Annotated in this window: 18 protein-coding genes and 1 CRISPR repeat array; of the genes, 15 read left to right on the forward strand and 3 right to left on the reverse strand. The window is 72.2% G+C overall.

Features of this window, described 5'->3' with window-relative positions; all coding sequences use genetic code 11:
• Positions 1–62: 62 nt before the first annotated feature.
• The 7 genes from casA to cas2e are packed head-to-tail and all read left to right on the forward strand — an operon-like array spanning position 63 to position 6355.
• Positions 63–1748: a type I-E CRISPR-associated protein Cse1/CasA gene (gene casA, locus ACIF6F_RS30535; protein ID WP_399954048.1), complete on the forward strand. Its 1686-nt coding sequence runs from the start codon at positions 63–65 to the stop codon at positions 1746–1748.
• Complete coding sequence (locus tag ACIF6F_RS30540) at positions 1745–2452, forward strand: type I-E CRISPR-associated protein Cse2/CasB (protein ID WP_399954052.1); 708 nt, start codon at positions 1745–1747, stop codon at positions 2450–2452. The genes casA and ACIF6F_RS30540 overlap by 4 nt, the downstream gene beginning before the upstream one ends.
• Before the next feature lie 11 nt (positions 2453–2463).
• Positions 2464–3582: a type I-E CRISPR-associated protein Cas7/Cse4/CasC gene (cas7e, locus tag ACIF6F_RS30545; RefSeq protein ID WP_399954234.1), complete on the forward strand. Its 1119-nt coding sequence runs from the start codon at positions 2464–2466 to the stop codon at positions 3580–3582.
• Positions 3579–4388 (forward strand): type I-E CRISPR-associated protein Cas5/CasD, encoded by an 810-nt coding sequence (gene cas5e / locus ACIF6F_RS30550; RefSeq protein WP_399954055.1) that lies wholly within the window; start codon positions 3579–3581, stop codon positions 4386–4388. The genes cas7e and cas5e (ACIF6F_RS30550) overlap by 4 nt, the downstream gene beginning before the upstream one ends.
• Positions 4385–5041, forward strand: a complete 657-nt coding sequence (locus tag ACIF6F_RS30555) for a type I-E CRISPR-associated protein Cas6/Cse3/CasE (protein ID WP_399954059.1) — start codon at positions 4385–4387, stop codon at positions 5039–5041. Before cas5e (ACIF6F_RS30550) ends, ACIF6F_RS30555 begins: the two co-directional genes overlap by 4 nt.
• 53 nt (positions 5042–5094) lie before the next feature.
• Complete coding sequence (gene cas1e / locus ACIF6F_RS30560) at positions 5095–6030, forward strand: type I-E CRISPR-associated endonuclease Cas1e (protein ID WP_399954237.1); 936 nt, start codon at positions 5095–5097, stop codon at positions 6028–6030.
• A 1-nt stretch (position 6031) separates the two neighbouring features.
• Positions 6032–6355, forward strand: a complete 324-nt coding sequence (cas2e, locus tag ACIF6F_RS30565; protein ID WP_399954063.1) for a type I-E CRISPR-associated endoribonuclease Cas2e — start codon at positions 6032–6034, stop codon at positions 6353–6355.
• A 20-nt stretch (positions 6356–6375) separates the two neighbouring features.
• Positions 6376–8320: a CRISPR direct-repeat array (repeat unit 29 nt; unit sequence GTGCTCCCCGCCGACGCGGGGGTGTTCCG).
• A 70-nt stretch (positions 8321–8390) separates the two neighbouring features.
• Here the strand turns inward: cas2e and mobF are convergent.
• Positions 8391–12287: a MobF family relaxase gene (gene mobF / locus ACIF6F_RS30570; protein ID WP_399954067.1), complete on the reverse strand. Its 3897-nt coding sequence runs from the start codon at positions 12285–12287 to the stop codon at positions 8391–8393.
• Between the two features lie 133 nt (positions 12288–12420).
• A complete protein-coding gene (locus tag ACIF6F_RS30575; RefSeq protein ID WP_399954071.1) occupies positions 12421–13110 on the reverse strand; it encodes a hypothetical protein in 690 nt (229 codons plus the stop codon).
• Between the two features lie 240 nt (positions 13111–13350).
• On the opposite strand from ACIF6F_RS30575, the gene ACIF6F_RS30580 reads away from it, so the two are divergent.
• Positions 13351–13728 (forward strand): hypothetical protein, encoded by a 378-nt coding sequence (locus tag ACIF6F_RS30580; protein WP_399954074.1) that lies wholly within the window; start codon positions 13351–13353, stop codon positions 13726–13728.
• 377 nt (positions 13729–14105) lie between these two features.
• Positions 14106–14465, forward strand: coding sequence for a hypothetical protein (locus ACIF6F_RS30585; RefSeq protein WP_399954077.1), 360 nt, complete (start codon positions 14106–14108; stop codon positions 14463–14465).
• Positions 14466–14487: 22 nt separating this feature from the next.
• Here the strand turns inward: ACIF6F_RS30585 and ACIF6F_RS30590 are convergent, their stop codons facing one another.
• The gene (locus tag ACIF6F_RS30590) at positions 14488–18267 is read right to left on the reverse strand and encodes an NACHT domain-containing protein (protein WP_399954080.1); all 3780 of its coding nucleotides are present in this window, start codon (positions 18265–18267) and stop codon (positions 14488–14490) included.
• Positions 18268–18454: 187 nt separating this feature from the next.
• Here ACIF6F_RS30590 and ACIF6F_RS30595 point away from each other — a divergent pair, with 187 nt between their 5' ends.
• The 6 genes from ACIF6F_RS30595 to ACIF6F_RS30620 all read left to right on the forward strand — a co-directional run bounded on the left by ACIF6F_RS30595 (position 18455) and on the right by ACIF6F_RS30620 (position 24664).
• Positions 18455–18634, forward strand: coding sequence for a hypothetical protein (locus ACIF6F_RS30595; RefSeq protein WP_399954083.1), 180 nt, complete (start codon positions 18455–18457; stop codon positions 18632–18634).
• Positions 18635–19493: 859 nt separating this feature from the next.
• Entirely contained in the window at positions 19494–21113 is a 1620-nt protein-coding gene (locus ACIF6F_RS30600; RefSeq protein WP_399954086.1) for a type I-E CRISPR-associated protein Cse1/CasA, read from the forward strand.
• Positions 21110–21763, forward strand: coding sequence for a type I-E CRISPR-associated protein Cse2/CasB (gene casB / locus ACIF6F_RS30605; protein ID WP_399954089.1), 654 nt, complete (start codon positions 21110–21112; stop codon positions 21761–21763). The genes ACIF6F_RS30600 and casB overlap by 4 nt, the downstream gene beginning before the upstream one ends.
• On the forward strand, positions 21760–23103 hold the full coding sequence (locus ACIF6F_RS30610) for a type I-E CRISPR-associated protein Cas7/Cse4/CasC (protein ID WP_399954092.1): 1344 nt from the start codon (positions 21760–21762) through the stop codon (positions 23101–23103). Before casB ends, ACIF6F_RS30610 begins: the two co-directional genes overlap by 4 nt.
• A complete protein-coding gene (cas5e, locus tag ACIF6F_RS30615; protein WP_399954095.1) occupies positions 23100–23945 on the forward strand; it encodes a type I-E CRISPR-associated protein Cas5/CasD in 846 nt (281 codons plus the stop codon). The genes ACIF6F_RS30610 and cas5e (ACIF6F_RS30615) overlap by 4 nt, the downstream gene beginning before the upstream one ends.
• Positions 23942–24664, forward strand: coding sequence for a type I-E CRISPR-associated protein Cas6/Cse3/CasE (locus ACIF6F_RS30620; protein ID WP_399954098.1), 723 nt, complete (start codon positions 23942–23944; stop codon positions 24662–24664). The genes cas5e (ACIF6F_RS30615) and ACIF6F_RS30620 overlap by 4 nt, the downstream gene beginning before the upstream one ends.
• Positions 24665–24884 lie beyond the last annotated feature (220 nt).

Consider the following 24884-nt stretch of genomic DNA (forward strand, 5'->3'; position numbering starts at 1 on the left):
GGCTTTCCCCATTCCGGATGTCACTGTCAGTGGCGGCTGATTCACTGTGCGCGGATGAGACGGTGGGCCGCGCCGAGGTCGGATCGCGGTGTCGCTGTCGTGCAGTCATGCGCGAAAGGGGGGCCATGGCCGACGGGTTCGACCTGCGGGACGAGCGGTGGATTCCGGTGCGCCTAGTGGACGGTGCCTCGTTGCGGGTGGGGTTACGGGAGCTGTTCCACCGCGCGGACGAGATCGTGGATCTGGAGCTGCCGGTGCCGCCCGCGGCGTCCGGGCTCCTGCGGATTCTGGCGGCGATGACGTCGAGGATCGCCGCCCATGACGGGGTCCGCCTGGACGACGAAGACCTCGCCGAGGACATCCACGGCTGGCTGCGGTTACGCAACCGGATCCTGGCTGAGGGCCGCTTTGATCCGCAGCGCGTGAACGCCTACCTCGATGAGGAGGTGCCGAAGGGGCACCTGGACCTCTTCGATGGCGACCGGCCGTTCCTTCAGGATCCGCGGCTGCGGTCGCAGTGCGTGGACGGCCAGGGCCGGCCCAATCCGTCGGGCGTGAACAAGCTGGTCCTGGGCCGGCCGACGGGTGTCAACGGTGCGGTGCTGTTCGGGCACTTCAACGACGCCGATCCGGTTCCCGTACCGGCTGCGGAGGCCGCCTGGCATGTGATCGCCCAGCTGTACTACGGGCCTTCCGGACAGTGCACGCCCCGCAGGATCACCACCGTAAAACCCGGTAACGGGGATGCCGGCCCTCTGCGTAAGAGCGTCTCGTACCACCCGTGGGCGGACGACCTGTTCACCACGCTTGTCCTTGCGGTCCCGCAGCCCGGGATGTGCGGCGAGGCGTCGGAAGAGGAAGAAGATGCCTGCCCCTGGGAGGCGCAGGAGCTGCCCGATCCTCTCGGCCCGCTCCCGCCGATGAGCTGGCCGGGGCGGGTGCTGACGGGCCGGGCCCGGCACGCCGTACTCCTGGAGCCCTCGCCGGACGGCCGGTCCGTGGCGCAGGCCTATCTGACCTGGTCGACTCACCAGCCGCCACACGCGGTCAGGGACCCGTACGTCATCTACGACATGCCGAAGGCGGGGGGCGAGCCCTTCGCCCGACCGGCCGACGCGTCGAGGGCGCTGTGGCGGGACCTGGACGCGCTGCTCCTCAAGGGCGGTGGGCAGAGCCGGCGGCCGGCGGCGCTGGAGAACCTGCCCCGGACCTTGCGGACCGGGCTGCGGGTGCGGGCGTACGGCTTCGACCAGGACGGGCAGCAGCGCGACAGCGCCTGGTTCGAGGCGACCACCCCGCCTGTGCTGCAGTGGCGGGAGGACGGCCCGCAGCCGGAGGTGGCGCTGCGGGTCGGGCACTGCCGCGAGTGCGCCGAGCTCGTAGGTGACCGTCTGCACTTCGCAGCGCGGCTGGCCTGGCGGCTGTCGACCGAACCCGAGGTGGATCCGGCGGCGAAGGTGAAGCTGGATGCGAAGAAGCCCGGCCCGTGGGCGCAGGCCGCCGCCGCCCGCTACTGGCCGGCCGCCGAGCGGGTCTTCTGGGATCTGCTGGCCGAGGACAGCCGCCAGGACGACCCGCGGCCGCGGTTCGTGACGGCGGCACTGGACGCCCTGGACGCGGCGATCGGCGCCACCGCCGCGGACGTGCGCGTCGCCCGGGCGCGCAGCCGTGCCCGGGCGGTCCTAAACGGGCTGATGCAGCAGCCCGGCCCACGCAAGGCAGCCACCACGTTGGGAAGTGACGCATGACAACACCGGCCACGCCCGCCCTTCCCCGGGGCGCCGACGGGCAGCAGCGTGCGGAGCGGTTCGTGCGCGACGTCCTGGGGGTGTGCGCGGGCAGCAAGGGCGCTCAGGCGGATCTGCGCAGCGGGCTGGGTCTGCCGTACGACCGGTGCCAGCGGATGCACCGCCACCTGGTCCGCCTGATGCCCGACACCGTCCAGGTGCCGCAGGCGCGCCGGCACTACTACGCGGTCGCCGCGTTGATCGCCGCCCGTTCCCGCCGTGCCCGCGACGAGGAAACAGAGCGGGCCACGGCCGGACCCCGGCCGCACGGCACCGCGTCCCAGCCGGGAGCAGAGGGAACGCCTTCGTGGTGGGAGCGCCCCAACCTGGGTGCCTCGCTCGCCGAGGCGGTCAACCGCGGGCTGATCGCGGCCAGGTCGGCGGAGTCGGAGCTGCACCTGCTGGCGCGTGTCGGCAGCGACTCCGTACACACCCGGCTGCCCGCGCTCATCGGCCAGATCACCGGACGCGGCGTGGAGCTGGACTGGGCGGTGCTCCTGCACGACCTCACCGGGTGGGATTACCGCCAGGACCGCATCGCGACGCGGTGGCTCGAGGCGTACTTCCGGGTGCGCGACCGGCACGAGCGGTCGCTGACACAGCCGCCCGAGTCCGGGGCCGACCGCAACGACAGCCAAGACGAAACTCCCCAGGAGAACCAGTGACCTCCCTGTACATGGACCTCAGCGCCATCCAGTCGGTGCCCGTCTCCAACCTGAACCGGGACGACCTCGGCTCCCCCAAGAGCGTCCGCTACGGCAACGCCAACCGGATCCGCGTCTCGAGCCAGTCGTGGAAGCGCGTGATGCGCCACGGCGTCGAGCAGGACCTGGGGGAAAAGGCCGCCCGCACCCGGCTGGTGCCCGCCAAGGTCAAGAGCGCCCTCGTCGCAGCCGGCTGGCCCGAGGACCTCGCCGCGTTCGCAGGAGCCCAGGTCGTCCTGAGCGCCACGAAGAAGGGCCTGGCCACGGAGGCCGCCGGCCACACGTCCGTGCTGCTGTTCCTCCCCGAAGCGGGCATCGACGAACTCGCTCGCATCTGCACCGAACACCGCGAAGCCCTTGAGCAAGGGCTGGCCAAGGGGAAGAAGGCCGGGGCGCTGCTGCCGTCCGACAGGATCGAGGAGGTGCTCAAGAGGCGCACTGCCTCGATCAGCCTGCTCGGCCGGATGCTCGCCGAGCTCCCCGGCGCGAACGTCGACGGCGCCGCCCAGGTCGCACACGCCTTCACCACCCACGCCAGCGAGCCGCAACGCGACTACTTCACCGCCGTCGACGACTGGCTCGGCGCAGCCGACACCGGCAGCGGGCATCTCGACACGGCCGAGTTCAGCGCAGGTGTCTTCTACCGCTTCGCCTCGGTCAACATCACCGACCTCCTGAGCAATCTTGGCGGCGACACCAAGATGGCCCGCTCCGTCCTGTCGTCCTTCGCCGACCACTTCCTCATGTCGCTGCCGCAGGCGAAGAAGAACAGCACCGCACCGCACACGATCCCCGACCTCGCCTACCTCGCCGTGCGCACCCACCGCCCCGTCTCCCTCGCGGCCGCGTTCGAGACCCCGGTGACGGCCGACCGGGCCGGCGGCTTCTCCCGCCCCTCCCGCCAGGCGCTGGCCGACTACGCTGGCCAGGTCCACCGCCTCACCGGCAACCGCCACCGCCTCTTCCACGGCCACGCCGGAATCGACTCTGACCCCTACGACAGCCTCGGCACCGCTCACCAGTCCTACGACGAGCTGCTCTCCGCCGCGGTGGACGCAGCGCTGCCCGAGACCGGGGACGGTGGCCGGTGACGGGCCTGCTCCTCAGGCTGGCCGGCCCCTTGCAGTCCTGGGGGGAGCGCTCGGCCTTCAGCGCCGTCCGGGACACCGCGCCCTTCCCCACCCGCTCAGGCCTGACCGGCATCCTCGCCGCCGCCGAGGGCCTGCCCCGCGGCGCCTCACTCCAGAGGTACGCGGAGCTGGAGTTCACCGTCCGCATCGACCGGCCCGGAGTCCTGCTCACCGACTTCCACACAGTCGGGGGCGGCTTCCCACCCCGCCGCACCGCAGCCACCAGCGGCGGCAAGAACAAGGGCGACGCCGTCATCACCCGCCGCCACTACCTCGCCGACGCCGTGTTCGTGGTCGCCGTCACCGGCCCCGACCAGCGGATCGACGAGATCGCAGCCGCCCTGCACCAGCCGCACTGGGCCCCCTACCTGGGCCGCCGGTCCTGCGTCCCCGACGAGCCGTTCGTCCTGCGGCCGTCCGTGGCCGACCCCGTGGCCGAGCTCCTGCACCACGTCCCCCTGTCCAGGCCCCACACCGACGAGCGACGCGGCTGGACGCGGCCGCAGGAAACCGACACCGTGCCGATCGAGTTCCTCTGGGAACGGCCACGCCCCACGGGCCAGGACGCGGTCCTCCTGACCAGCCAAGACCACCCGGTCACGTTCGCACCGCACCAGCGAGCCCACTCCAAGCGCCACCTCTACAAAACGGTGGAACACCTGCCGGCCGCCCTGCTCCACCACGGCAACCACACCGTGCACGAACGACTCATCGACTACGCCACGCACCCCGCAGCAGACGCAGCACCCCGAGAGAGGACCGCATGACCGCCCACCACGCCTCCCTCGCCCGGATCCGCCTCAACCTCCGCCACCGCGGCGTCCATCGCGACCTGCGCGACGCCACCGAAATGCACCGCACCCTCATGAGGCTCGTCCCCGACGGCCTCGGCGACAGCCCTCGCCTGCGCAGCGGCCTGCTCTACCGCCTCGACGTCACCGAACACGCCACCACCCTCCTCGTCCAGGCCGCCGCACCTCTGACCCCGGAGAACCTGCCCGCCGGATACGGCGAGACGGACGTCAAGGACCTCAGCCCCATGTTCGCCGCCCTCCGCCCCGGCCTCGGCGTCCGGTACCGCATCACCGTGAACCCCGCCAAACGCGAACGGCTGCCCCTCACGCAGAAGAACAAGCGAGGCAGCGTCGTGCCGCTCACCGGACCGGAAGCCGACCAATGGTGGGTCCGCCGAGCCGCCGACGCCGGCCTCCAGCTGAAGTCCCTGCTCCCCGCCCCCCAGGACCCCGCCCGAGGCCACGGAAAGCACAACCCCCCGCTACGCCACAGCCTCATCCGCTACGACGGAACCGCCACCGTCACCGACGCCGACGCCCTCTCCACCGCACTCCTGGCAGGCATCGGCCGCGGCAAGCCCTACGGCGCGGGCTTGCTCACCCTGGCCCCAGCCTCGGCGCAGTGACGACATCCAGCAGCGGCCAGGCACGACGCCGTCTGGCCGCCCCGACCCTTGCCATGCTGCCGCGCATCGCCGACTCGCTGTCCTTCCTCTACCTGGACATGGTCCGCGTCGTCCAGGACGACACCGGCGTCTGTGCCCAGATCCGAGTCGACGAACAGCGCACCGACACCGTCTACATCCCCACCGCAGCCCTGTCCTGCCTCCTGCTCGGGCCGGGCGTCTCGATCACCACCCGCGCCATGGCCACGCTAGCCCGCCATGGAACCAGCGTCGTCATGACCGGAGCCGCGGGAGTACGCACCTACGCCTCCGTCCTGCCGGACTCCCTCACCACCACGTGGCTCGAACGCCAGGTCCACGCATACTCCGACACCGACCGACGCCTCGCCGTCGCCGTACACATGTACAACATGCGCTTCGGCGACGTCCCGGCCGGCGTCAGCCTCGACGTCCTGCGAGGCATGGAAGGGCAGCGGATGAAAGCCCTGTACCGCCTACTGGCACAGCAACACGGCATCGGCCGCTTCCGCCGCAACTACCACCCCGACCAGTGGCACGCACAGGACCCCGTCAACCTGGCCCTCTCCGCAGCGAACACCTGCCTCTACGGCATCGTGCACGCGGCCCTGCTCGCCTTGGGCTGCTCACCCGCACTCGGCTTCGTCCACGCCGGCAAGCAGCACGCCTTCGTCTACGACATCGCCGACCTGTACAAAGCCGAAGTCACACTCCCCCTGGCCTTCGCCCTCCACAGCGCGGCAAATCCGGAACAGGACGCGCGACGCAAGCTCCGGGAGAGCCTCCGCCTCATCCAGCTGCTCCCTCGAATCGTCCGCGACGTACAAGCCCTACTCGCCCCCGACGCCGCTGACACCGCTGACACCGACTCCGCATGCACAGACCGCCACACCGTCGACATGGTGCACCTGTGGGACCCCACGGCAGGGCCACTGCCCGCAGGGGTCAACTACGCGCGGGAGCCCAGCTGACATGCCCTCCCTGATCGTCGTCGCCACCACTGCCGTGCCCGACCACCTCCGAGGCGCCCTCAGCCGCTGGGCTACGGAAGTAGTGCCGGGGATCTTCGTAGGCAGCGTCTCAGCGAGAGTGCGCGACGAACTGTGGGACCAAGTCACTGCCGTCGTGGGCGACGGACAAGCCGTCCTCGTCCACCCCGCCGCCAACGAACAGGGCTACGCCCTGCGCACAGCCGGCACCCGACGCCGCGTCCCAGTCGACTTCGACGGCCTCACTTTGATCAAACTGACAGGGTTACCCGAAGGTACGATCGCAAAGAACTCACAAAGCCCTTAGATAAGCGCAGGTCGCGAAGTGTGCTCCCCGCCGACGCGGGGGTGTTCCGTTCGCCGTGGACATCAACGGCAACACGGACGCGTGCTCCCCGCCGACGCGGGGGTGTTCCGCCCACCATGCCATCGAGGCCGCGCTCACCGAGGTGCTCCCCGCCGACGCGGGGGTGTTCCGCTGATGCCGACGCCGGTGTACTCGCCGACGAGGTGCTCCCCGCCGACGCGGGGGTGTTCCGTGGCGTGATCCGGTCCAGCCGGTCGACGTCCCGTGCTCCCCGCCGACGCGGGGGTGTTCCGTGGGTGCACGCATATATGCGTGAGCACTCTTCGTGCTCCCCGCCGACGCGGGGGTGTTCCGCAGTGGCAGCAGCAACACCAGGACATCACCGGGTGCTCCCCGCCGACGCGGGGGTGTTCCGAGGAAGAGGCATCCGCCGGTCCAACCGAAGAAGTGCTCCCCGCCGACGCGGGGGTGTTCCGTCCTGCCCGGCCTTGGCCGCGTCGGCCAGCCAGTGCTCCCCGCCGACGCGGGGGTGTTCCGTGTCCGCGGCCCCCCTTCCGCTCCACGAAACGGTGCTCCCCGCCGACGCGGGGGTGTTCCGGACACCGCCCAGCCGCCGGCCAGCATCGGGTTGTGCTCCCCGCCGACGCGGGGGTGTTCCGCCGACCGACCCGCCCGGCACCTGCACCGTCAGGTGCTCCCCGCCGACGCGGGGGTGTTCCGGCGAACGGCTCGCCGTAGGCGTCGCGGACGTCGTGCTCCCCGCCGACGCGGGGGTGTTCCGCAGCCGCCGTACCTGGTGACTGTCGCCGAGCTGTGCTCCCCGCCGACGCGGGGGTGTTCCGGAATTCAGCATCCGCGCGATCGACATGTCCACGTGCTCCCCGCCGACGCGGGGGTGTTCCGACGTACATCCGAGGCGGAATTGGCAAGCTGATGTGCTCCCCGCCGACGCGGGGGTGTTCCGCGCACGGCGCCGGTCACGGTGTCGCGATCGGTGTGCTCCCCGCCGACGCGGGGGTGTTCCGACCTTGACCGGCGTGACCGTCACGGTCCACGAGTGCTCCCCGCCGACGCGGGGGTGTTCCGGCCGAATCGTGATCGTCACCCGTGTGGAATCCGTGCTCCCCGCCGACGCGGGGGTGTTCCGAACCCAAGGCCGAGCAGTAGCCGCACCGCCGGAGTGCTCCCCGCCGACGCGGGGGTGTTCCGCCCTCCGCATCCCTGTCCGGAACCTACTGCCGGTGCTCCCCGCCGACGCGGGGGTGTTCCGGCGGCGTTCCCGGTGAACACGGGCGCCGTGCGGTGCTCCCCGCCGACGCGGGGGTGTTCCGTCTGCCGCTCGGCTCACTCGGGGTCGTCATCGGTGCTCCCCGCCGACGCGGGGGTGTTCCGCGGGCGTGGACGACGTAGCCGCCGCGGACAGGGTGCTCCCCGCCGACGCGGGGGTGTTCCGCCGGCCGATAAAACGATCTTGGCCATGGACTGGTGCTCCCCGCCGACGCGGGGGTGTTCCATGCCTACCGGATTCAACGCGGTCGTGGCTTTGGTGCTCCCCGCCGACGCGGGGGTGTTCCGTCCTGGGGGAAGCGGTCCCTGGGCAAGGGCGAGTGCTCCCCGCCGACGCGGGGGTGTTCCGTTGGCTGCCGCCCGAGCCGCGGGCGCTTCCGAGTGCTCCCCGCCGACGCGGGGGTGTCGTGCTCCCGCCGACGCGGGGGTGTTCCGGTCGCGTCAACCGCTACGGCAGTGGTCGGGGGGGCTCCCCGCCGACGCGGGGGTGTTCCGCGCGCCGACCTCGTCGCCATGGAGGGCCCCTCGTGCTCCCCGCCGCCGCGGGGGTGTTCCGCTTGTACGACAGCTGCCGCTCGCACGGCTCGCGTGCTCCCCGCCGACGCGGGGGTGTTCCGCGGGCCCGCCTCGCGGCCGCTCCCCTCCCGACGTGCTCCCCGCCGACGCGGGGGGTGTTCCCCAATACAGCACCCGGGCGCCCCGACTTTTGTCCGCGGACAAAAGTCGGGGGGCCACGGACAGACCTCGGCTACGTTCCCGGACGCCAGGCCTGAGGTGGCTGCGACTGGGACGGGAGCTGCTGCCGGACGGCCGGGAGCGCGGAAGGTACGGGTGCGGGGGCAGGCCGCGGCCCCGGGGTCTCCCCCGCTGCGGCCGCCCGTTCCTCGTTCTCCCTCGCGTGGCGGGCCGGCGCAGTGGTCCGCATCCGCTCCCGTAGGGCGAGCTCGCCCCGTAGCTCCGTCTCGGTGCCCCGGTGCCGCTCAGCGGTCGCGCGGTGGGCCTCGGCGGCGGTGCGGTGTCCCTGTGCCTCCTCCGCCACGCTCGCGTCGAGGCGTGCCGCCAGTACCGGTACCCGCTCCCGGAGCGCGTCCAGCGCCGCTCGCAGCGAGCCGGCGTTCCTGACCGGGGCCGTCACGCCTTCGGCGAGTACCGCCGCCTTCGGATGCGACGCAACGGCCTGCCAGGCCTCGCGCACCCGCTCACCGGCCGCGCGGTCGGCGCGCTGCGCTTCCGCCAGGGCGGCCTCGTACTGACCCGCGTACTGAGCGCTGAGGGCCTGGATCTCCTGGCGGGACGTCCCCGCGAGCCGCAGCGCCATGCGCGGCTTGCCCGCCGACTGGTCGATCCGCTCCTTGATCCGGCGCACGGACTCGGCGTGCCGCTCCGCGGCCGCCTTCCGTGCCGCTTCCTCCTGGGCGTTCCGGGCCAGCTCACCGGCACGGCCAAGCAGCCCGTACGCCTCCGCGGCGAACGCGGCACCGGGAGTGGGAGCGGCGTCGAGCAGGGCCTGCTGCCGGTCCGCCTGCTGCTCGTGCCGCTCCGCCAGGGCCGCGGCGCGCTCGGCAGCCGCGCGCTCCTCGGCCGCCCGCTCCTCCAGCCGCTGTACGGAGGGACGGCCGTGCAGCCGCTGCCGCCAGGGGGTGAAGGCGGGCTCGGCGCGTACGACCCCGGCGGCCCGGGAGCCGGTGAGCTCGTCGCTGACCATCCTGTCGTCGCCGTCGGCCTCGAGCAGCCGGCCGTACGCGGCCACCGCGCGGTCCAGTCGCTCCGTAGCGGAACGCACCGGGCCCAGGCGGACGCGCGTGGGGTGGTCCTCCAACTCCTCCAGTGGGAGGTAGAGGTGGCTCTCCTGCCTGGCCCGGGACATGGCCGGGTAGAGGGTGTGCGAGTCGGCGTGCAGCCCGTAGCTGATCGCGACCTCGGCCGTCAGGCCCTGGGCCGAGCCGATCGTCATCGCGTACGCGTGGGTGAGGCGGCCCTGGGCGATGTCGAGGGCGGACATCCAGGCCTCGTGCAGCCGGTAGCCTCCGGTCGGCCGGGGGCGTCGCCACTGGACCAGTACGCCGTGCCGCTCGTCGACCTCCAGGACCACCCCGCGGAAGCCGTTCAGCACGTCGACCGCACTCGCGTCGCGGCGGGAGCGGTAGTCGTTGCGGCGGATGTGGACGAGGTCTCCCGCGGCGAAGGCCAGCCGCTTGCCGCCCGCGACGGCGTACGTACGGCCCACGCCGATCTCGCCGGCGGCCACCCGTACCGCCCGGGCACCGGCGTTGAGCGCCTCGACGTCGGCCCGCCGGGCGGCGAGCAGCAGCAGCTCGGCGACCTGCCCGTGCGGATCGCCGGCCCAGCGGCCCCTGGCCTCGTTCCAGGCGCCCAGCATCGCGGCCAGGGTGTCGGTGGCGCTGTCCTCGGCGTGGACACGGCCGTTCCGCGCGAAGGTGGCCAGCGCGCTCGTACGGCCGCCGTCCCGCCACTCCCGCAGCGCGGCCCGCTCCTCCAGGTCGCGCTGGCGCCGGTTCTCGGTCAGCCGCAGGCCGCCCACGACGCGGTGGGCTCGCGCGAAGGCGCCGCCGACGCCGACGGCCCGCAGCTGGAGCGGATCGCCGATGGCCACGACCTTGGTGGACGTGGCGGCGGCGTGGCGCAGCAGGACGGCCAGCGCCCGGTCGTCGACCATGGCCGCCTCTTCGATGACGACGACCCCGACGCCCTGCAGGCCCCGGCCGCCGCTGATCTCCCGCGTCCAGGCGGCGATCGTCCGGGACTCGATGCCGGCCTCGGCTTCGAGGTTGGCGGCCGCGACGGCGGCGGTCGAGGCGCCGGCCACGCGCAGGCCCGCGGCCTCCCAGCCGGTCCGCGCGGCCTGCATCAGGGTGGTCTTGCCGGCGCCCGCGACGCCGATCACCGCGTCCACGCCGTACCCGGCCGTCAGCAGCCGCATGACGACGGCGCGCTGCTCTGCACTGAACGAGAAGGGCCGCCCGTCGGTGGAGTTGGCGATCTCGGCGGCACCCAGGGTCATCTCGGCGGCCTCGGCGGTCAGCTGAGCCAGCCGCCGCTCCATCCCGGCGGAGGCGCACTCGACGACGGTCTGCTCGGCGGCCACGACCGTGGTGTGGGTATAGCGCTGGCGGTGGGTGTGGTGGGCGCGGTTCGAGTCGGGCAGGCGTACGGCGTGCCCGCGGATGGCCAGGACCTCGTCGGTCAGCGCGGTGAGCTGCTCCACGGACCGCAGGTACGGCAGCGTCTTGGCCACGGCCGCCATCACGTGCGTGTGGGACACGGTCTTCCGGCTCGCGGTCAGCCCGTGCTCCGCATCCCAGATCTGTACGGCGATCTCGTCCGGCCCGGGCATCCGCGGCCCGCTCGGGCCCGAGGACAGACCGGCCGGGCCGCCCCGCCCCGGCAGCGCCGACGCGACCATCGCGTCGACCGCGTCCTCGCCGCCCAGGACCGCGGCGGCCCGAGTGCGCCAGCTCTCGCGGCTCGCCCCCTGCGGGTCCTCCACCTTGGCCTCGGCGGTCTTCCGGGCGGCGGCCTTCTGTTGCTCGCGCGTGGCCCCCTCCCCCGCGAGGCCCACGACCTGCTCGTGCCGGCGCGAGAACGCCGTCCGCACGTACTCGTCGATGCCGGACAGCTCCCAGGCACCCGTCCGCTCCGATCGCTCGAACGACGCCCCGTGGTCCTCGATGAGACGGGCGCGCAGCCGTGCCTCGGCGATCTCGTTGATCACGTGCGCGTAGCGGTGCAGGTCCTCGCCGCCGCCGGCGATGGTGCGCCACTTGCCGTCCGCGCACCTGGCCAGGTGCGCGAGGTTCACGTGGACGTGCAGGTGCGGGTCGCCGGGCGAGCCGTCGACCGGCCGCGCGGAACGGTGCAGGGTGGTCCACCCCAACAGGCCCGAGGTCGCGATGCGCTGGGCCTGCCGGCCGTCACCGTGGTGGCCGGTCATCCCGTACGCGGCCCACTCCTCCAGCGCCGCGACCGCCTCGCCGACCGACGCCAGCCAGGCCTCCTCGATCTGCCCGGCGAGCGCGTCCGGGGCCAGACCGTATGCGGCAGACACCGACTTCGGCAGGTCGAGGGTGATGTCCACGCCCCGCAGCCCGACGTCGATGTGACGCCCCGTCCACCGCCGCGCCTCGGCCAGGACATCGGCGCCGTACAGCCCCTCCACCGACAGGCCCGCAGCAGCAGCCAACCGCTCGGCGTCGGCCAGCGGAATCAGATGCTGCTCGCCGTCGCGCAGGATGCCGCGCTCGGCCCGGGCGAACCGCGCGGCGAGCGCGGGCCGGCCGAGGTACGCGGCCACATCGCGCCCGGCCTCCTCGGCGGCCGCGGCCACCGCATCGACCAGCACCCGGGCGACCACCTTGCCGCGCGGATCGAGCACCCGCTTCCGCGTCACGAGCCGCTCGCCGGTCCGCCAGTCCCGGCCGTCCATCAACGCCCGCGCGACCTCCGGCTCGACGCCCTCACCGGCGACCAGCCCGAGCTCCGCCAGCCCGCTCCCGATCCACCGCAGCGTGCTCTCGCCACCGAGCCGGTACTCGACCTGGGCGTCGGCGTCCCGATCACACCCACAGTTCTCGGCAAGCCGGTACTCGACCTGCTCGGGGGCGTACAGCGGAGTCGCGTACCCCACCGCCCACCTCCTGCCGCGCAGCCGATCTCTCCGCACATGAATCTGTATCGAAGATACCTGGGGTGCTAACCACCTTCCAGAAGCCAGCGATTGCCGGGTGGCAGTCTCCGGAGACTGCCACCCGGCAATCGCATCAGCGGGTCAGTGCGGTGGTGATTTGGGCCAGGCGAGTGGCTGGCCAGGCGAAGTGGTTGGCGGGGTTGCGGAGGGAGTAGCGACCGTCGTTGATCAGGCGGCCGTCCTCGGCCGTGGACCAGTGTGTGGGCCCGCACTGCCCTTGATGGTCGAGGAGCGTTGCAGCAAGCCGCTCGGGCGCCTCGACGCAGGTGCGGGCACGCAGCGCCGCGGATACACGCTCGACGGCGTCATCCGGTAGCGCGTCGTCGCCGAATGCCGGGAGCAGGAGCAGCAGTCGGGAGTGGGGGTCGGTGGTGCTGCCGCCGTGCAGGCCGTTGTCGGCTGCGGCAGTCAACTCGGCCCAGGACAGGCCGGGGCCCATGAAGTGCCCGTCGTCCTGTGCCAAGGTCTCGGCCGCGTCCCAGTCAGGATGGTGCACGAGGTAGTCGATGCCGGCTTCACCCTCCAGGGCCCGGTACACCACGTACAGGTGGTGGTCTCCGGTGAGCGGCACCGTGAACACGGGCCAGGTGTCGCCCTTCAGAAGATGGGACAGCAATGCTCCCGCTCCCTGATCCTGCGTATCGGCCAGGTGCAGGTGAACCAGCCAGAACAGGTGCTCGTCCAGGAGCTCGGGCTGATGGCGAAAGGGGCCTCCGTCATAGCCCGGGATCCGGGCCGGAGGCGTCTGCGGGCTGCTCGTCACGAGGGGCATCATGTCCCCGGGCCACTTCAAGCGCGCCTGCTGGGGTGCCTGCACCTTCGCAACGGTGGGCCGCGCCCTCCAACGGCGTTGGCCAAGCAAGTGTCCCCAGGATCTGGCAGCCATGACACGGAGGAGCAGTTCGCTGCGACAGGCACGTGTCGCCATACAACAACGCTCTCCTGGTGGCCGGCATAGACCCGCCGCCGGAGCGTTGTCGGACCTCCATCGGGCAATGCGCTCGTGAGCCTGCACTACGAAGTTGTCTTCGCCTGCTTTCTCCGGGACGGGACGCCGGAGCCGGTCCTGGACACGCTGCGGTGGCACACCGGAGCCACGGCAGACCGCCAGTCGCATCTCGATGCGGATGAGCACCCGTATCCCCTGCTCGCACCGGATCCAGACACGTATCTGGCGCGCGGGGAGTTCGCGTCCTTGCAGCACCAGTCCCGCGGAAACCTCTGGGTGGACGACGCCATCGGTGAGATCGAGACGATCCTGGACCTGCTGGCCCCCCACGTCGAAGATCCCGGATACGGCGGATTCCTGCGGGACGAAGGGGACAGCAGGCCCTCGATCCTCACGTTCCGCGACGGGGCCTACGACCTCCAGAGCGACTGACTGGCTGTGGCATGCTTTCCAGGACTACCGCAACCATGTGCTGGACGCGTGACGGACTGACCGACTTCCCCTGGCGCACGATCGGTGGGACTGCTCCAGACTTTTGTCCGCGGACAAAAGTCTGGGACTTGAGAAGGGAAGACGGCCGACGACTCGGCCTCGCTCTCACCTGAGCACGCGCTGAGCAGCAGGAAATCGGCTGAGGGCCACTGCGGATCGCTTGGAATGATCGCCAGGACCTCATCACTCATGGCTTCCCCGTCAGGCCCCCACAACGTCACGACGCAAGGCTATCGATCAAACGTTCGCAAACTGTCGCCATGGACCGAGCCGGCCGGTCTGGTCCGGTTGCCAGTGGGGCGTGGGAGGGTGCGGCCATGAGCTACGACCTTGCCGTCTGGGAGGGGGAGCGGCCGGCGGATGACGCCACTGCGACCCAACGCTTCCTGGATCTCTTTGACCGCTTCATGGAATCCGATGAGCCGGCGGTTCCTCCGACTGACCGGATCAGGGCCTTCGTCACCGCGCTCCTGGAGCGGTGGCCGGACCTCACCGAGGACGACGATGACACGTCACCCTGGTCGACCGCTCCCCTGATCAGGGAGGCCCGGGGCCCGTTGGTCTACTTTCCGATGCGCTGGAGCATGGCTGGCGAGGCCTCGGCCTACGCGGCGGAGGTCGCGGCGTCGATGGGCCTCAACTGCTTCGACCCGCAGGACCGGATGCTGCGACCGTGACGTGGTGCGCACCGCTCGCACGTCATGGAGACGAACCGTCGATCCGGAGATGAGCGAGGGCGATGTCCAGGATCCGCACGATCGCTTCCGGTGCGATGTGGGGTAGTACCTCCAGGGCGTGGTACCAGCCGGCGTCGCCGAGGGCTTCCCGTACGAACGCGGCCGCAGCGTCCTGGTCCGCCGCTTGGAGTGGGGCAACGGCCTGGGCCAGCGAGCGGATCACGTGGATGAACGGATCGGGGTCCGGCAGGTCGTCGCTCGGGGCTGGACGGGCCGACACATCTGCCAGGTGCGCGGCCACGGCGGCGAACGCCTGGGCGCGCTGCCTGGGCTCCCCCAGCTGCGCGGCCACGTGCCGTGCCCGGTCCACATCGCCGCGTACGACATGGAGTAAGGCGAGCCCGGCAGTGGGGAAGTGCTCCGGTCGTCGCCGGCGCATCGTCTGCTCCAGCCAGTCCAGGAGCCCGTCGGCATCCTCGCCCGCTCCGGTGCGCAGCAGAGCGTGGACGAGAACGGCTTCCTCGTCCCACGTCTCCGGATTGCCCTGCGTGTACGCGAAGGAGGCTTGCACAGCCTGGTCGAAGCGTTCCCTGCAAGGTCTCTCCGCCCGGGCCGCAGCAGGCATGAGCGCGGCCAGGCCGGCGAGCAGGCCGGCCCTGCGGGGCGTGGCGCTCGTGCGGAGGAGGTATGCGCGTTCCTCGTCCACCAGCCTTGCCCCTTCGACCGGATCACGCCGGACCAAGGCGTCCGCAACCGCGATCCGGGCCCGCCGCTGCTTCGTGCTCCACTCCACCCTCCTGGCGCGGTCCGCGGAGCTGCTCTGCTCGACGAGTTCCAGCGCCGCGTCCCCTTCTCCGGCGCAGGCCAAGGCCTGCGCGGCGAAGGCCCATGCGTTGTAGGAGAGGGCGTCGCCGTCGTCGAGTGCCTCGTACGCCGCCGTGGCCGATGCCTGCGCCTGTTCCGTGGCCTGCCTCTCACTGCCCGAATCCGTGTAGGCCAGGGACATGGCCGCGTGGGCCCGACACCGGTCACCTGCCTTGGGCGATGCCTCGGCGAGCGCCTGGGCTGCCGTGTGCCTGTCCAGTCGTACGAGGGCGCCCGCGAGCGCCGGCGCCCACAGGCGGGCCCGCCGCGCCGGGCTGCTTCCCGGCAGCAGCCTCATGGCCTCGTCCAGGAGTTGCCTCGCTTCGTGGTCGCTGCCCGACTCGGCCAGGCGGAAGGCCTCGTCGGCGAGTCGCTCCGCGGGGCTGTCTGGGGATTCCGGGCTTTCCGCGTGGGAGAGCACCGCTCGGGCGAGTGCCGCGATCTCGCTCCCGAGCAAGCCCGTACGGTCCACCCTGAACTCTTCGGGCACGCTGTCGAGGAGCCGGCGCACTTCGTCGAGGGGCGATCCGGTGTCGATCAGCGCCTGTGCGAGCGCTCGCAGTGTGAGCTGGGCCCCGAACACCAGGTGCGCGCGGTCTCTGGCCGGCAGGGACTCCGGGTGCCGGAACATCGTGCGGACGTGCTGCTCGGCCTCCCTGGCCAGGGCCGCCGCTTCGTCAGGTCGAGGGTCTGCCAGCGTCGACGCGGCGGACGACAGGACGCCGATGTTCGCCAGGGTGGGCGAGGCGGCCCACACCGCTCGGGCGTGGTCCCGGATGCGATCGCGGAGCCGCTCGGCGCGCTCCGGACACGCTGCCGCCACGGTCCCCCAGATCTGGAACGCGACGGCGTGAGCGTGCGGAGTACCGGACTCGTGGCCGTCCGCGAAGTCCCCGGCCTCTTCCTCCAGCTCGTCGAGAAGCGCCGAGGCCTCTTCCGGGTCGTCCGGTGCCAGGACGCGGGCTGCCTCCGCCCAGGCTTCGTACCTCTTCGTGTGCGGGCCCCGAGTGGAGCGGAGGAGCCTGAGGCCGACCTCCGGTTGTCCCGTCGCGATCAGCGCAACCGCCGCCGGTGCGGCGACGGACTCCGCGTCATCGCCGTCTCCCTCGATCGGGCGGGCCTGGTCGTACGCCCTCCGTGCCCACTCCGTGGCCTCCAGCGCGGTTTCCCGGGCCTGCTCGTGTCCGATGGACGCCAGCACCCGGGCCACGTCGGCCAGCGCGGCCGCCCTTTCCGACGCGAACGGGGCGACCCTGGCCAGGTCTCTGGCCCTTCGCGCGTCGCCGAGCCTGGCGACGGCGCGGGGGACGGACCGCGGCAGCGCTCGTACGTCGCGGAACAGGAACTCCCGGGACACCGCGGCGCCCGCCAGCACGGCCAGGCTCCGTGGGGAGGTGTCCGGGTGCGCGGCCACTGCGAGGTCCAGGTCCGAGAGCGCGATGTCCACTGCCGAGCGGGCCACGAGGCGCAGCTGGCGGTGCGGGTCGAGGACGAGTGCTGCCAGGTGCTCGACGTCTCCGCTGCCCTGTACGAAGCGGGTGTAGCCGGTGAGGAGGTAGTCCGGTGTCTCCGTGGGCCAGCCCTTGCTCCGGTATCCGTCGGCCCAGGCACGCAGGCATGCCCGGTACTCGGCGAGCTCCTCGTCGCCCAGGGCCTGGGTCGCGGCCACCCGCAGTTCGTCGTGCGCGAGGACGTACATCTGCCGGCCGGGATCGCCGTCCGTACCGAAGGTGAGGCGGTAGGAGTCGTCCGGCGCCATGCTGCGGCCGACGACGCTGCGGAGCTGCCTGTCCACCTCGTACGGGCGGATCCTGGTCCCCGTCGCAGCGCCGGCCAGTGTGGCCAGGTCGCTCCCGCTGAGCGCACCGCGGGCCACGGTGAGCAGGCCGAGGAGGGCGCTCCCGAGGCCCCGGTCCTCCAGCAGGGTGTTGAGTTCCTTCGTCGCCGTGTCCCGGACGATCCGGGCGGCGGGCGACGGGGAGAGGGGGCGCATGACCGCGCGGTCGCGCAGGGGGTGGTCGGCGAGGACGTCTTCGGGGACGGTCGGGTTCGGGCGTCCTGACACGATCACGCGCATGCCGGCCGGAGGGTTCTTGGGCAGGAGCGCGGCGATGCTCTCCCGGCCGGGGCCCGCCTCCGCGTCCTCGTCCAGGCCGTCCACCACGAGCAGCAATCGGCGGCCGCGGTCCCGGCAGGCCTGGGCGGCCGCCTCGTAGAGGCGATCCAGCTGTTCGTGATTCCGTTTGCCGGCCGCTGGAGGCCGTTCGCCGGCGACCGCGGCCAACTGCTCCGTGATGACGCGGAGGAACTCGGCGCGGTTGTCGGTCCCGAGCCGCCGGGCGATGAAGAAGGGAACGGCTTCCACGCCGGCCGGGAGGTGCCGGTCGTCGGCGAACCAGGCCAGGAGGGCGGACTTACCCGCCCACGGGCCGGCCTGTAAGTAGAGGTAGTCAGGGCCCTGGCCGACCGGGGCAGTGCTGTGCGCCCACAGGTCGGCCAGTTCCTGCTCCCGGCCGACGAAGTCCCGCGGCTGCAGGCTCTGCCGGATCTGCTCCGGGTGGCCGTGGAGTCGGCCGGGCGACTCGGCGTGGACGCGGGGGCCGCGTCCGCCCTGGCGGCTCTTGCGGACCTGCTGGGCCACGTGGAGTCGCGACTGCCAGCCTTCGGGGCTGGTTCTCCGGTGGGCCGTCGAGCGGTCGGCGGCCAGAGCTTCCAGGTGTGGGATCAGGTGCCGGAGAACGTAGCCGACGTGGCTCTGCTCCGTGGGTACGGAGGGCCCCTTCAGCCAACCGCTGATCGTCGAGTCGGCCACCCTGCACCCGTGCTTCTTGCCCAGGCTGACGAGGTACTTCAGGCCGAAGTCCGCGCCGCCGCCCGCGGCCTCGTACAGCGTGCGCAGCTCCTCGGCGAAGCCTGACGCGGTATCCCTCTCCCCCAACCGACCGGCCCTCTCCCCCACCCGGCGCGAACTTCGACGGAAACGTCGCGGTCCCCTGCCTGACCAGGCTACTTACGCGGCCCGAGGCTGTCCGGACATCGTCGGAACATCTCCGGAAGGCGAATGTCTGGGGGACCGAACCCGGCGGCACGAGGCCACCGGGTACTCAGCCCGAGGGGGATCCTCCATGTCCGTCCTGCCGGCCGTACTCAACGACGCAGCCGCGGTGGCCGCCGCCACCGGCCTCGCCTACACCGGCGCCGTGGTGGCGGTGGCCGCCGCATCGGTCCTCTCCCGCAGCGCGGAGCGGCGCCGGGACGCCCGGGAGACGCTGATGATCCTCATGCGGCGGCGCGGGGCGCGGTAGCCCTCCCGAGGGGGCGCCCCGCCAGGCACAGGTCAGGTCCGCTCGCCTCTCCCTGCCGCTCTGCCCCAGGGAGAGGCGAGGCCGGCACAGACCCATCCTGGTCTTCGCATGTGAGGGACGGCTACGCTCGGCCCTCATGACCCCGCCTCCGCGGGGATGGCCCCCGTTGGGACTAGAGCGGCCGTTCGCCCCGCGTGCGCGGGGATCCCAGTCCTTGACCCGAGGCTGGGCAGCAACGACGAGGCGGCTTCCCCGCAGACGCGGGGTGCAGAAGGTCCACCTGTAGCTGTACTTCGCCCATTGGGGGGCATCATCCCCCGCGTGGGGAGCAGACCGGCACGCAGACCATCGCAGGGGCCAAGACGGGCTCATCCCCGCACACGCGAGGTGCAGTCGATACACGACTTGGTCTGAAGCTGCTGAAGGGGTTCATCCCCGCACCCGCGGGGAGCGGTTCCTGACGCCCGACCCCAAGTTTCTGGGCGTGGGTTCATCCCCGCGCGCGGGGAGCAGTCGTTGACCGTGTCCAGGAGGTCGTCGGCCTTTGGGTCATCCCCGCAGGCTGCGGGAGCAGGCCGCAGTCGTCGGGCCACGGGGGCCTTCCTTCGGTTCATCCCCGCCGACGCGGGGCAGGGCGCGAATCCGCCCATGTGGTCCCGCCACTGGGGTTCATCCCCGAAGAGCGGGGTGCAAAAGGGGGCAGCGCCATGACCTGTCCCCTCACGCCAAGCACACCAACTCACCAAGCACACAAGGCAGTTGAGTCAGCCCAAACCTCTCATACTCCCACTCACTTCGTGCTAGCTTCCTGGCTCATTCCACCAAGGAACCGTGGAGACTAGAGAGCGATCGATGCACCTTGGCTGAAACACACACCCACCCGCCGGGAGCGATACCCCCCCGCTGGGACCCCCGGCGCCAAGCATGCGCCGAGGCACTGACACTCAAGGGGGACAGGGTCGAGCGGGGCCTGGTCGGGCTCTTACGGGAGGCCGACGAGCTGCTCGACCTGAGCGCCGGCACCCCGGGCGAGAAGGTCGCCCTCCTCGAGTACCTGCTGGCCATCTGCTACGCGTCCGGCACGTACCCCGCCGACGCCGCGGAGTGGCGGACGTGGGTCGAGGAGCGGCATCCGCTCGACCGGGCGGCCGCCTGGCTCGCCGGCCAGCCCGACGACGAGTGGGACCTCTTCCACCCCACCGAGCCGCTCGGCCAGAGCTCGCTCCTCGCGCCCTACCTCGACGAGCGCGGCGCCGGCCCCGCGCAGCTGGTGATCGAGCACGTCGGCGACTACAACCAGTTCTTCGACCACCACCACCTCGACCACCCGGCGCCGTTACCCGTCGCCGACGCCTTCCGCGCCCTGCTCACGCAGCACGTGTACGGCCTCGCCGGCCGGGCCCGGATATCCGGCTGCAGCGACACGCTCGGCCCCACCATCACCAACCTGGCCACCGGCCGGCTCAACGCCCGCATCCGCGTGGTCGCCCTCGGCGCCACCCTCGGCGAGACCCTCCGGCTCAATCTGACGCCGACCGCCGGTCCGCCCGGGGAGTTCAACCGCTCCTGGACCGCCGGCACCCAAGAACGCCGGGGCTTCAAGAAGAAGCCTCCCGGCCGCGCCGTGAGCGGTCCGGCAGACCTCCACAGCTACCTCGGCCGCTCGATCCTGATGCGTCCCACGCCTGACGGCAGCGCCGTCGACCGCGTGCTGATGGCCGCGGGCGAGCTGCTCGCCCTGGAACAGCACCACCTCCAGGACGCCGTGTACGCCAAGGACGTCGAGGACGAGAAGAAGAAGCCCCTCTGGGCGTCGGCCTCCCGCGCCATGTGGCGCGACGCCCACGCGCTCTACGCCGCGGTCATGGACGCCGACGCCCCCGGCTTCGTGAACAAGGGCATGGACCTCTACGGACGTCTCGCGCTCCTCCCCAAGGCAGCCTCCGGCCGCCGAGCGAACCAGGCCCCGGCCCGCCCCATCCACCTCTGGGCCGTCGGCCTCGTCGCCAAGCAGACGACCGCCGTCACCTGGGTCTTCGGCACCTACCCCTTCGCCCCCGGCCTGGCGCCCGAGCTCCACGAAGCGTCCAAGGGCGGTTCGCTGATCGCCGAGCACGTCGCCACCTGCCTCAGCAAGGCGGCGTACGCGGCCTGGCCGATCGCCTACCCGAACCCCAAGCCTGCGGACAAGGCCGGCCAGATCGCCCGCTTCGACGTGCGGTGGAAGCACTGGGAGGCGGCCAAGGAGCCCTTCTACCTCCTGCTGGACGAGACCGCCGCCGGCGAGCCCGTACCGGAGTCACTCCGCGACTACGCCGCCACCCTCGCCACCGCGGCCAGGCAGTTCCTCACCGAGTGCCTCGACTCGCTGCCGAGGAACTCCCGCGGCGCCCAGGCCCGGGCCGCAGCCCTGCGGCGTTTCGACGAAGAGCTGGTGGGCCCCAAGGCCCCGGCGGAATTCCAGAGGGAGACGGTGTGAGCACCGAGACCGAAAGTTCCCAGGACGCTCCGGGACGGGGACGCCGCACCCCAGCCGATCCGGCCGACGACGCGACGTACCGCGCATGGGAGGAGAAGCAGCCCAGCGAGCGCCTCGCCGACTGGCTCGCCTCGCTCGTGCACACCCGGAACTACGGGGACCTCGCCCAGCTGCGCCGTCCCCGCGTACGGACCAACACCCACATCCGCGCCGGCTGGTTCAACCCGGACCAGCGCGAGGTGTACGAGCAGGTCGCCTTCCTCTTCGCCGTCTACCACCGGGGCCTGTCCAGGCCCCCGAAGGCCACCGGAACCCTCGGCGACGCGGCCCGCAGGATCGGCAGCGGCGTCGGCCGCGGACCCGACGACCCGGGAGCCGCCCGCCTGATCGACCGGATCGTGGCCAGCCGGCGGATCCCCTGGCGCCACCTCCAGCACGCGGTCGCCCGGCTGCGCGCCTGCGACCAGCCGCCACCCTCCTGGTCCCAGCTCGCCGACGACCTCACCCGGTGGAACGACCGCAAGGCACGGATCCCCTACCACTGGGCCGTCGCCTTCCACACGCCTCCCTCCCGGTCCAAGAGCACCCGCAGCATCACCGCCGCGAGCGCCCCGGCCACCGACACGATCCAGAAGGGCACCACCCAGTGACCAGCGACTCCGTCTTCACCGGCAGCCCGTTCCTCTCGCTCCACCTGCTGGAGACCCTCGTCGCCGTGCTGCCCGTACGGGACGAGAACGGCTCGCCGAAGTCGATCGTGTACGGCGGGGCCGAGCGCCACATGATCACGAGCCAGGCCCGCCGCCGGGCCGAGCGGGTCCACGCGCGGGACCGCGCCAACGCGGGCGTCGGAGCCCTGGCCGGCCACGCCACGGGCACCCGTACCCGCGAGTGGGCGCTGGTCACGGCGCGCGCCCTGGTCGCCGAGCACGGCTGGGAGATGGACGAGGCGGTACGGACTGCCCGCGCGGTCCTCGAAGCCACCGGCCTGAAGTTCGGCGACCCGGCCAAGAAGACCGTGGCCAACCTGACCAAGGTGCTGCTCTTCGCGCCGTCCGACGCGGGCACCCGTATCGCGGCGCACATCGCGGAGCAGGACGAAGCGGTCCGTGCCTGGGCGTCGGACTACCTGGCGGCACAGGCGGCCGCCGCCAAGCCGAAGAGGGGTGCCCGGAAGGCGGCCGACGCCGCCGAGGGCGAGAGCGCAGAGGGCGGCACGGAGGCGAAGTCCCTGCACCCGCTGCCGTCCGGGACCCGCGCCGCCGTGCTCACCGCCCTCGCGCCGCGCGACGCCATCGACATCGCGCTGTACGGGCGCTTCCTGGCCGAGATCGCCGACTCGCCCAACGTCGACGGCGCCGTCCAGAGCAGCCACGCCTTCACCGTGCACGAGGCGGAGCAGGTCGACGACTTCTACGCGGCGGCCGACGACGCCAAGCTCGACCGGAAGCGCAACGCCCTGGACTTCCTCGACGCCGCCGACGACTCCGGCGCCGGCATGACCGGCTACCAGTCGCTGATCACCGGCACCTTCTACCGGCACGCGGTACTGGACCGCGTCCGGCTCCGCAGGAACCTCCAGGCCGCCGGCATGACCGCCGTGGAGGCCGACGAGGCGGCGGCCGCGGCCGAGACGGAGTTCGTGAACGCCTTCGTCGACGCGTTCCCCGAGGCGAAGCGGAACTCCACGGCCTCCACCGGATCGCTGCCCGCCCTCGTCCTCGCCTTCGAGGGGGAGCGGCCCTACAACTACGCGGCCGCCTTCCAGCGCCCCATCGACGAGAACCCCCTGGAGAAGGGCGGCGAAGGCCCCGCCGGCCCGGCCGCGGTCAGGCGGCTGCTGGCCCACCACGCCTTCGTCAGCGACCGCCGCCCCGACATCCGGTCCGGGCGCGTGCTGACGTACGACCCCGAGATCGACGTCCTCCTCGGCGAGCTGAAGACGCGCGGTGCGACCCCGGTGACCTCCGTCGGGGGGCTGACGGCGTGACGCACGTCCTGCTCGTACGGCTCGCCGCCCCCTTGCAGTCCTGGGGGGCGGTGTCCCGCTTCTCGCGCCGCGACACCCACAGCCGGCCCACAAAGTCGGCGGTCATCGGACTGTGCGCGGCGGCCCTCGGCCGGGACCGCACCGACCCGGTGGACGACCTCGCCGAGATCGTCTTCGGCGTCCGGGCGGACCATCCCGGCACTCCGGTACGGGACTACCACTCCGTCGGCGCCGGCCGGTACCCACTGCGGCCGCGCGACCTCATCACCGACCACCGGCGCGCGGCCGCCGTCTCGAAGAGCCTGGAGGCGGGGGAGGGGGACGCCTTCGGCCACCACGAACTCGCGGGCTGGTACGGGGCACCGAAGAAGATCGCCGCCGACCCGGTGTCCGGCGCCCTCGTCTCCGAGCAGGTCTCCCGTACGGCGCTGATCACCGAGCGCTGGTACCTCTCGGACGCCGCCTTCCTCGCCGGACTCCAGCACGACGACCGGGGCCTGCTGGAGGAGATCGCCCACGCCCTGGAGCACCCGAAGCAGCTGCTCTGGCTCGGCCGGAAGTCCTGCCCGCCCTCCGGCACCATCGCGGCCGGAATTCTCCCCGGCACCCTCGCGGAGGCCTTCGCCGCGAAGCGGCTGCTCCCCGGCGCGGAGGAGCCCGCACCGTCCGGGCGCCGCCCCTGGGCCTGGCTCCAGGCGCCGCCCGGCACGCCGGGCGCCACCCCCGTGAACGACCAGCCGGTCAGCTTCGACTCGGGGCGCCGACAGCACACCACGCGGTGGGAGACCCGTACGCGGGTCACCATCGCCCCCACCGCCGACGAATGGGACATCATCCCGTGACCAGCACCCGCACCGCGACGGCCCGGTTCGTCGCCACCCACACCGTCCTCACGCTGGACGCCCGCCACCCGTACGTCGCGAAGTCCCTCGTGGACGCCCAGGACATGCACCGCACGGTCATGAGCGGGTTCCGCGGCTGGGTCGAGGACGGCGACCCCACCGCCCGCTCCCAGATGGGCGTCCTGTCGACCTGGTCGGTGGACCTGAAGGCGGCGGCCCTGGTCCTGGTCGTGCAGTCGCGCGTACCGGGGGACTGGGGCCGCATCCCGCGCAACGCCCTCACCGGCAGGCCGCACACCATCACCGTGGACCGCACCATCAGGACCGGCGACGTCCTGGGCTTCCGTACGGTCGTGAACCCCACCCGCAGCAGGCCCTCGGGCCGGCCGGCGGAGGAGAAGGTCCGCGGCACCCGCGTCCCCCACACCACACCGGAGCACGTGAAGAACTGGTTCCTGCGCCGCCTCCAGGCCGAGGGCGAACCGGCGACGTCCGAGGACGGAGTGGCCCGCATCGGCGCCACCGCCGACCCTGACGCCCTGGGCATCCGCATGCTCCCCACGGTCACCAGCCCCGCCCCGCACAAGGGCCTGCGCGTGGCCCGCGCGGAAATCCGCGGCTCGCTGACGGTCACCGACCCGGAAACCCTGGTGGGCGTCCTGTCCAACGGCCTCGGCCACGCCCGTGCGTACAGCTGCGGGCTCGTCCTGACCCGCTGACGCGAGTCGTCCCGGGGCCCCGACTTTTGTCCGCGGACAAAAGTCGGGGCCCCGGGACGCGTACGCGCAGTCGGCACGAAGCACTACGATCCGCGGGTTTCAGCGGTTCGGGGGAGGGCGTCACAGGATGCTGCCATTACTACGCGCGCGGATCACTCCTTGGCTGGCCAGGGCCGAACACTTCCTGGCACCGGACGCCGACGCGATCTACCAGCGGTGT

Origin of the sequence: Streptomyces sp. NPDC086023 (assembly GCF_044540325.1) — a bacterium.
Classification (GTDB): domain Bacteria; phylum Actinomycetota; class Actinomycetes; order Streptomycetales; family Streptomycetaceae; genus Streptomyces.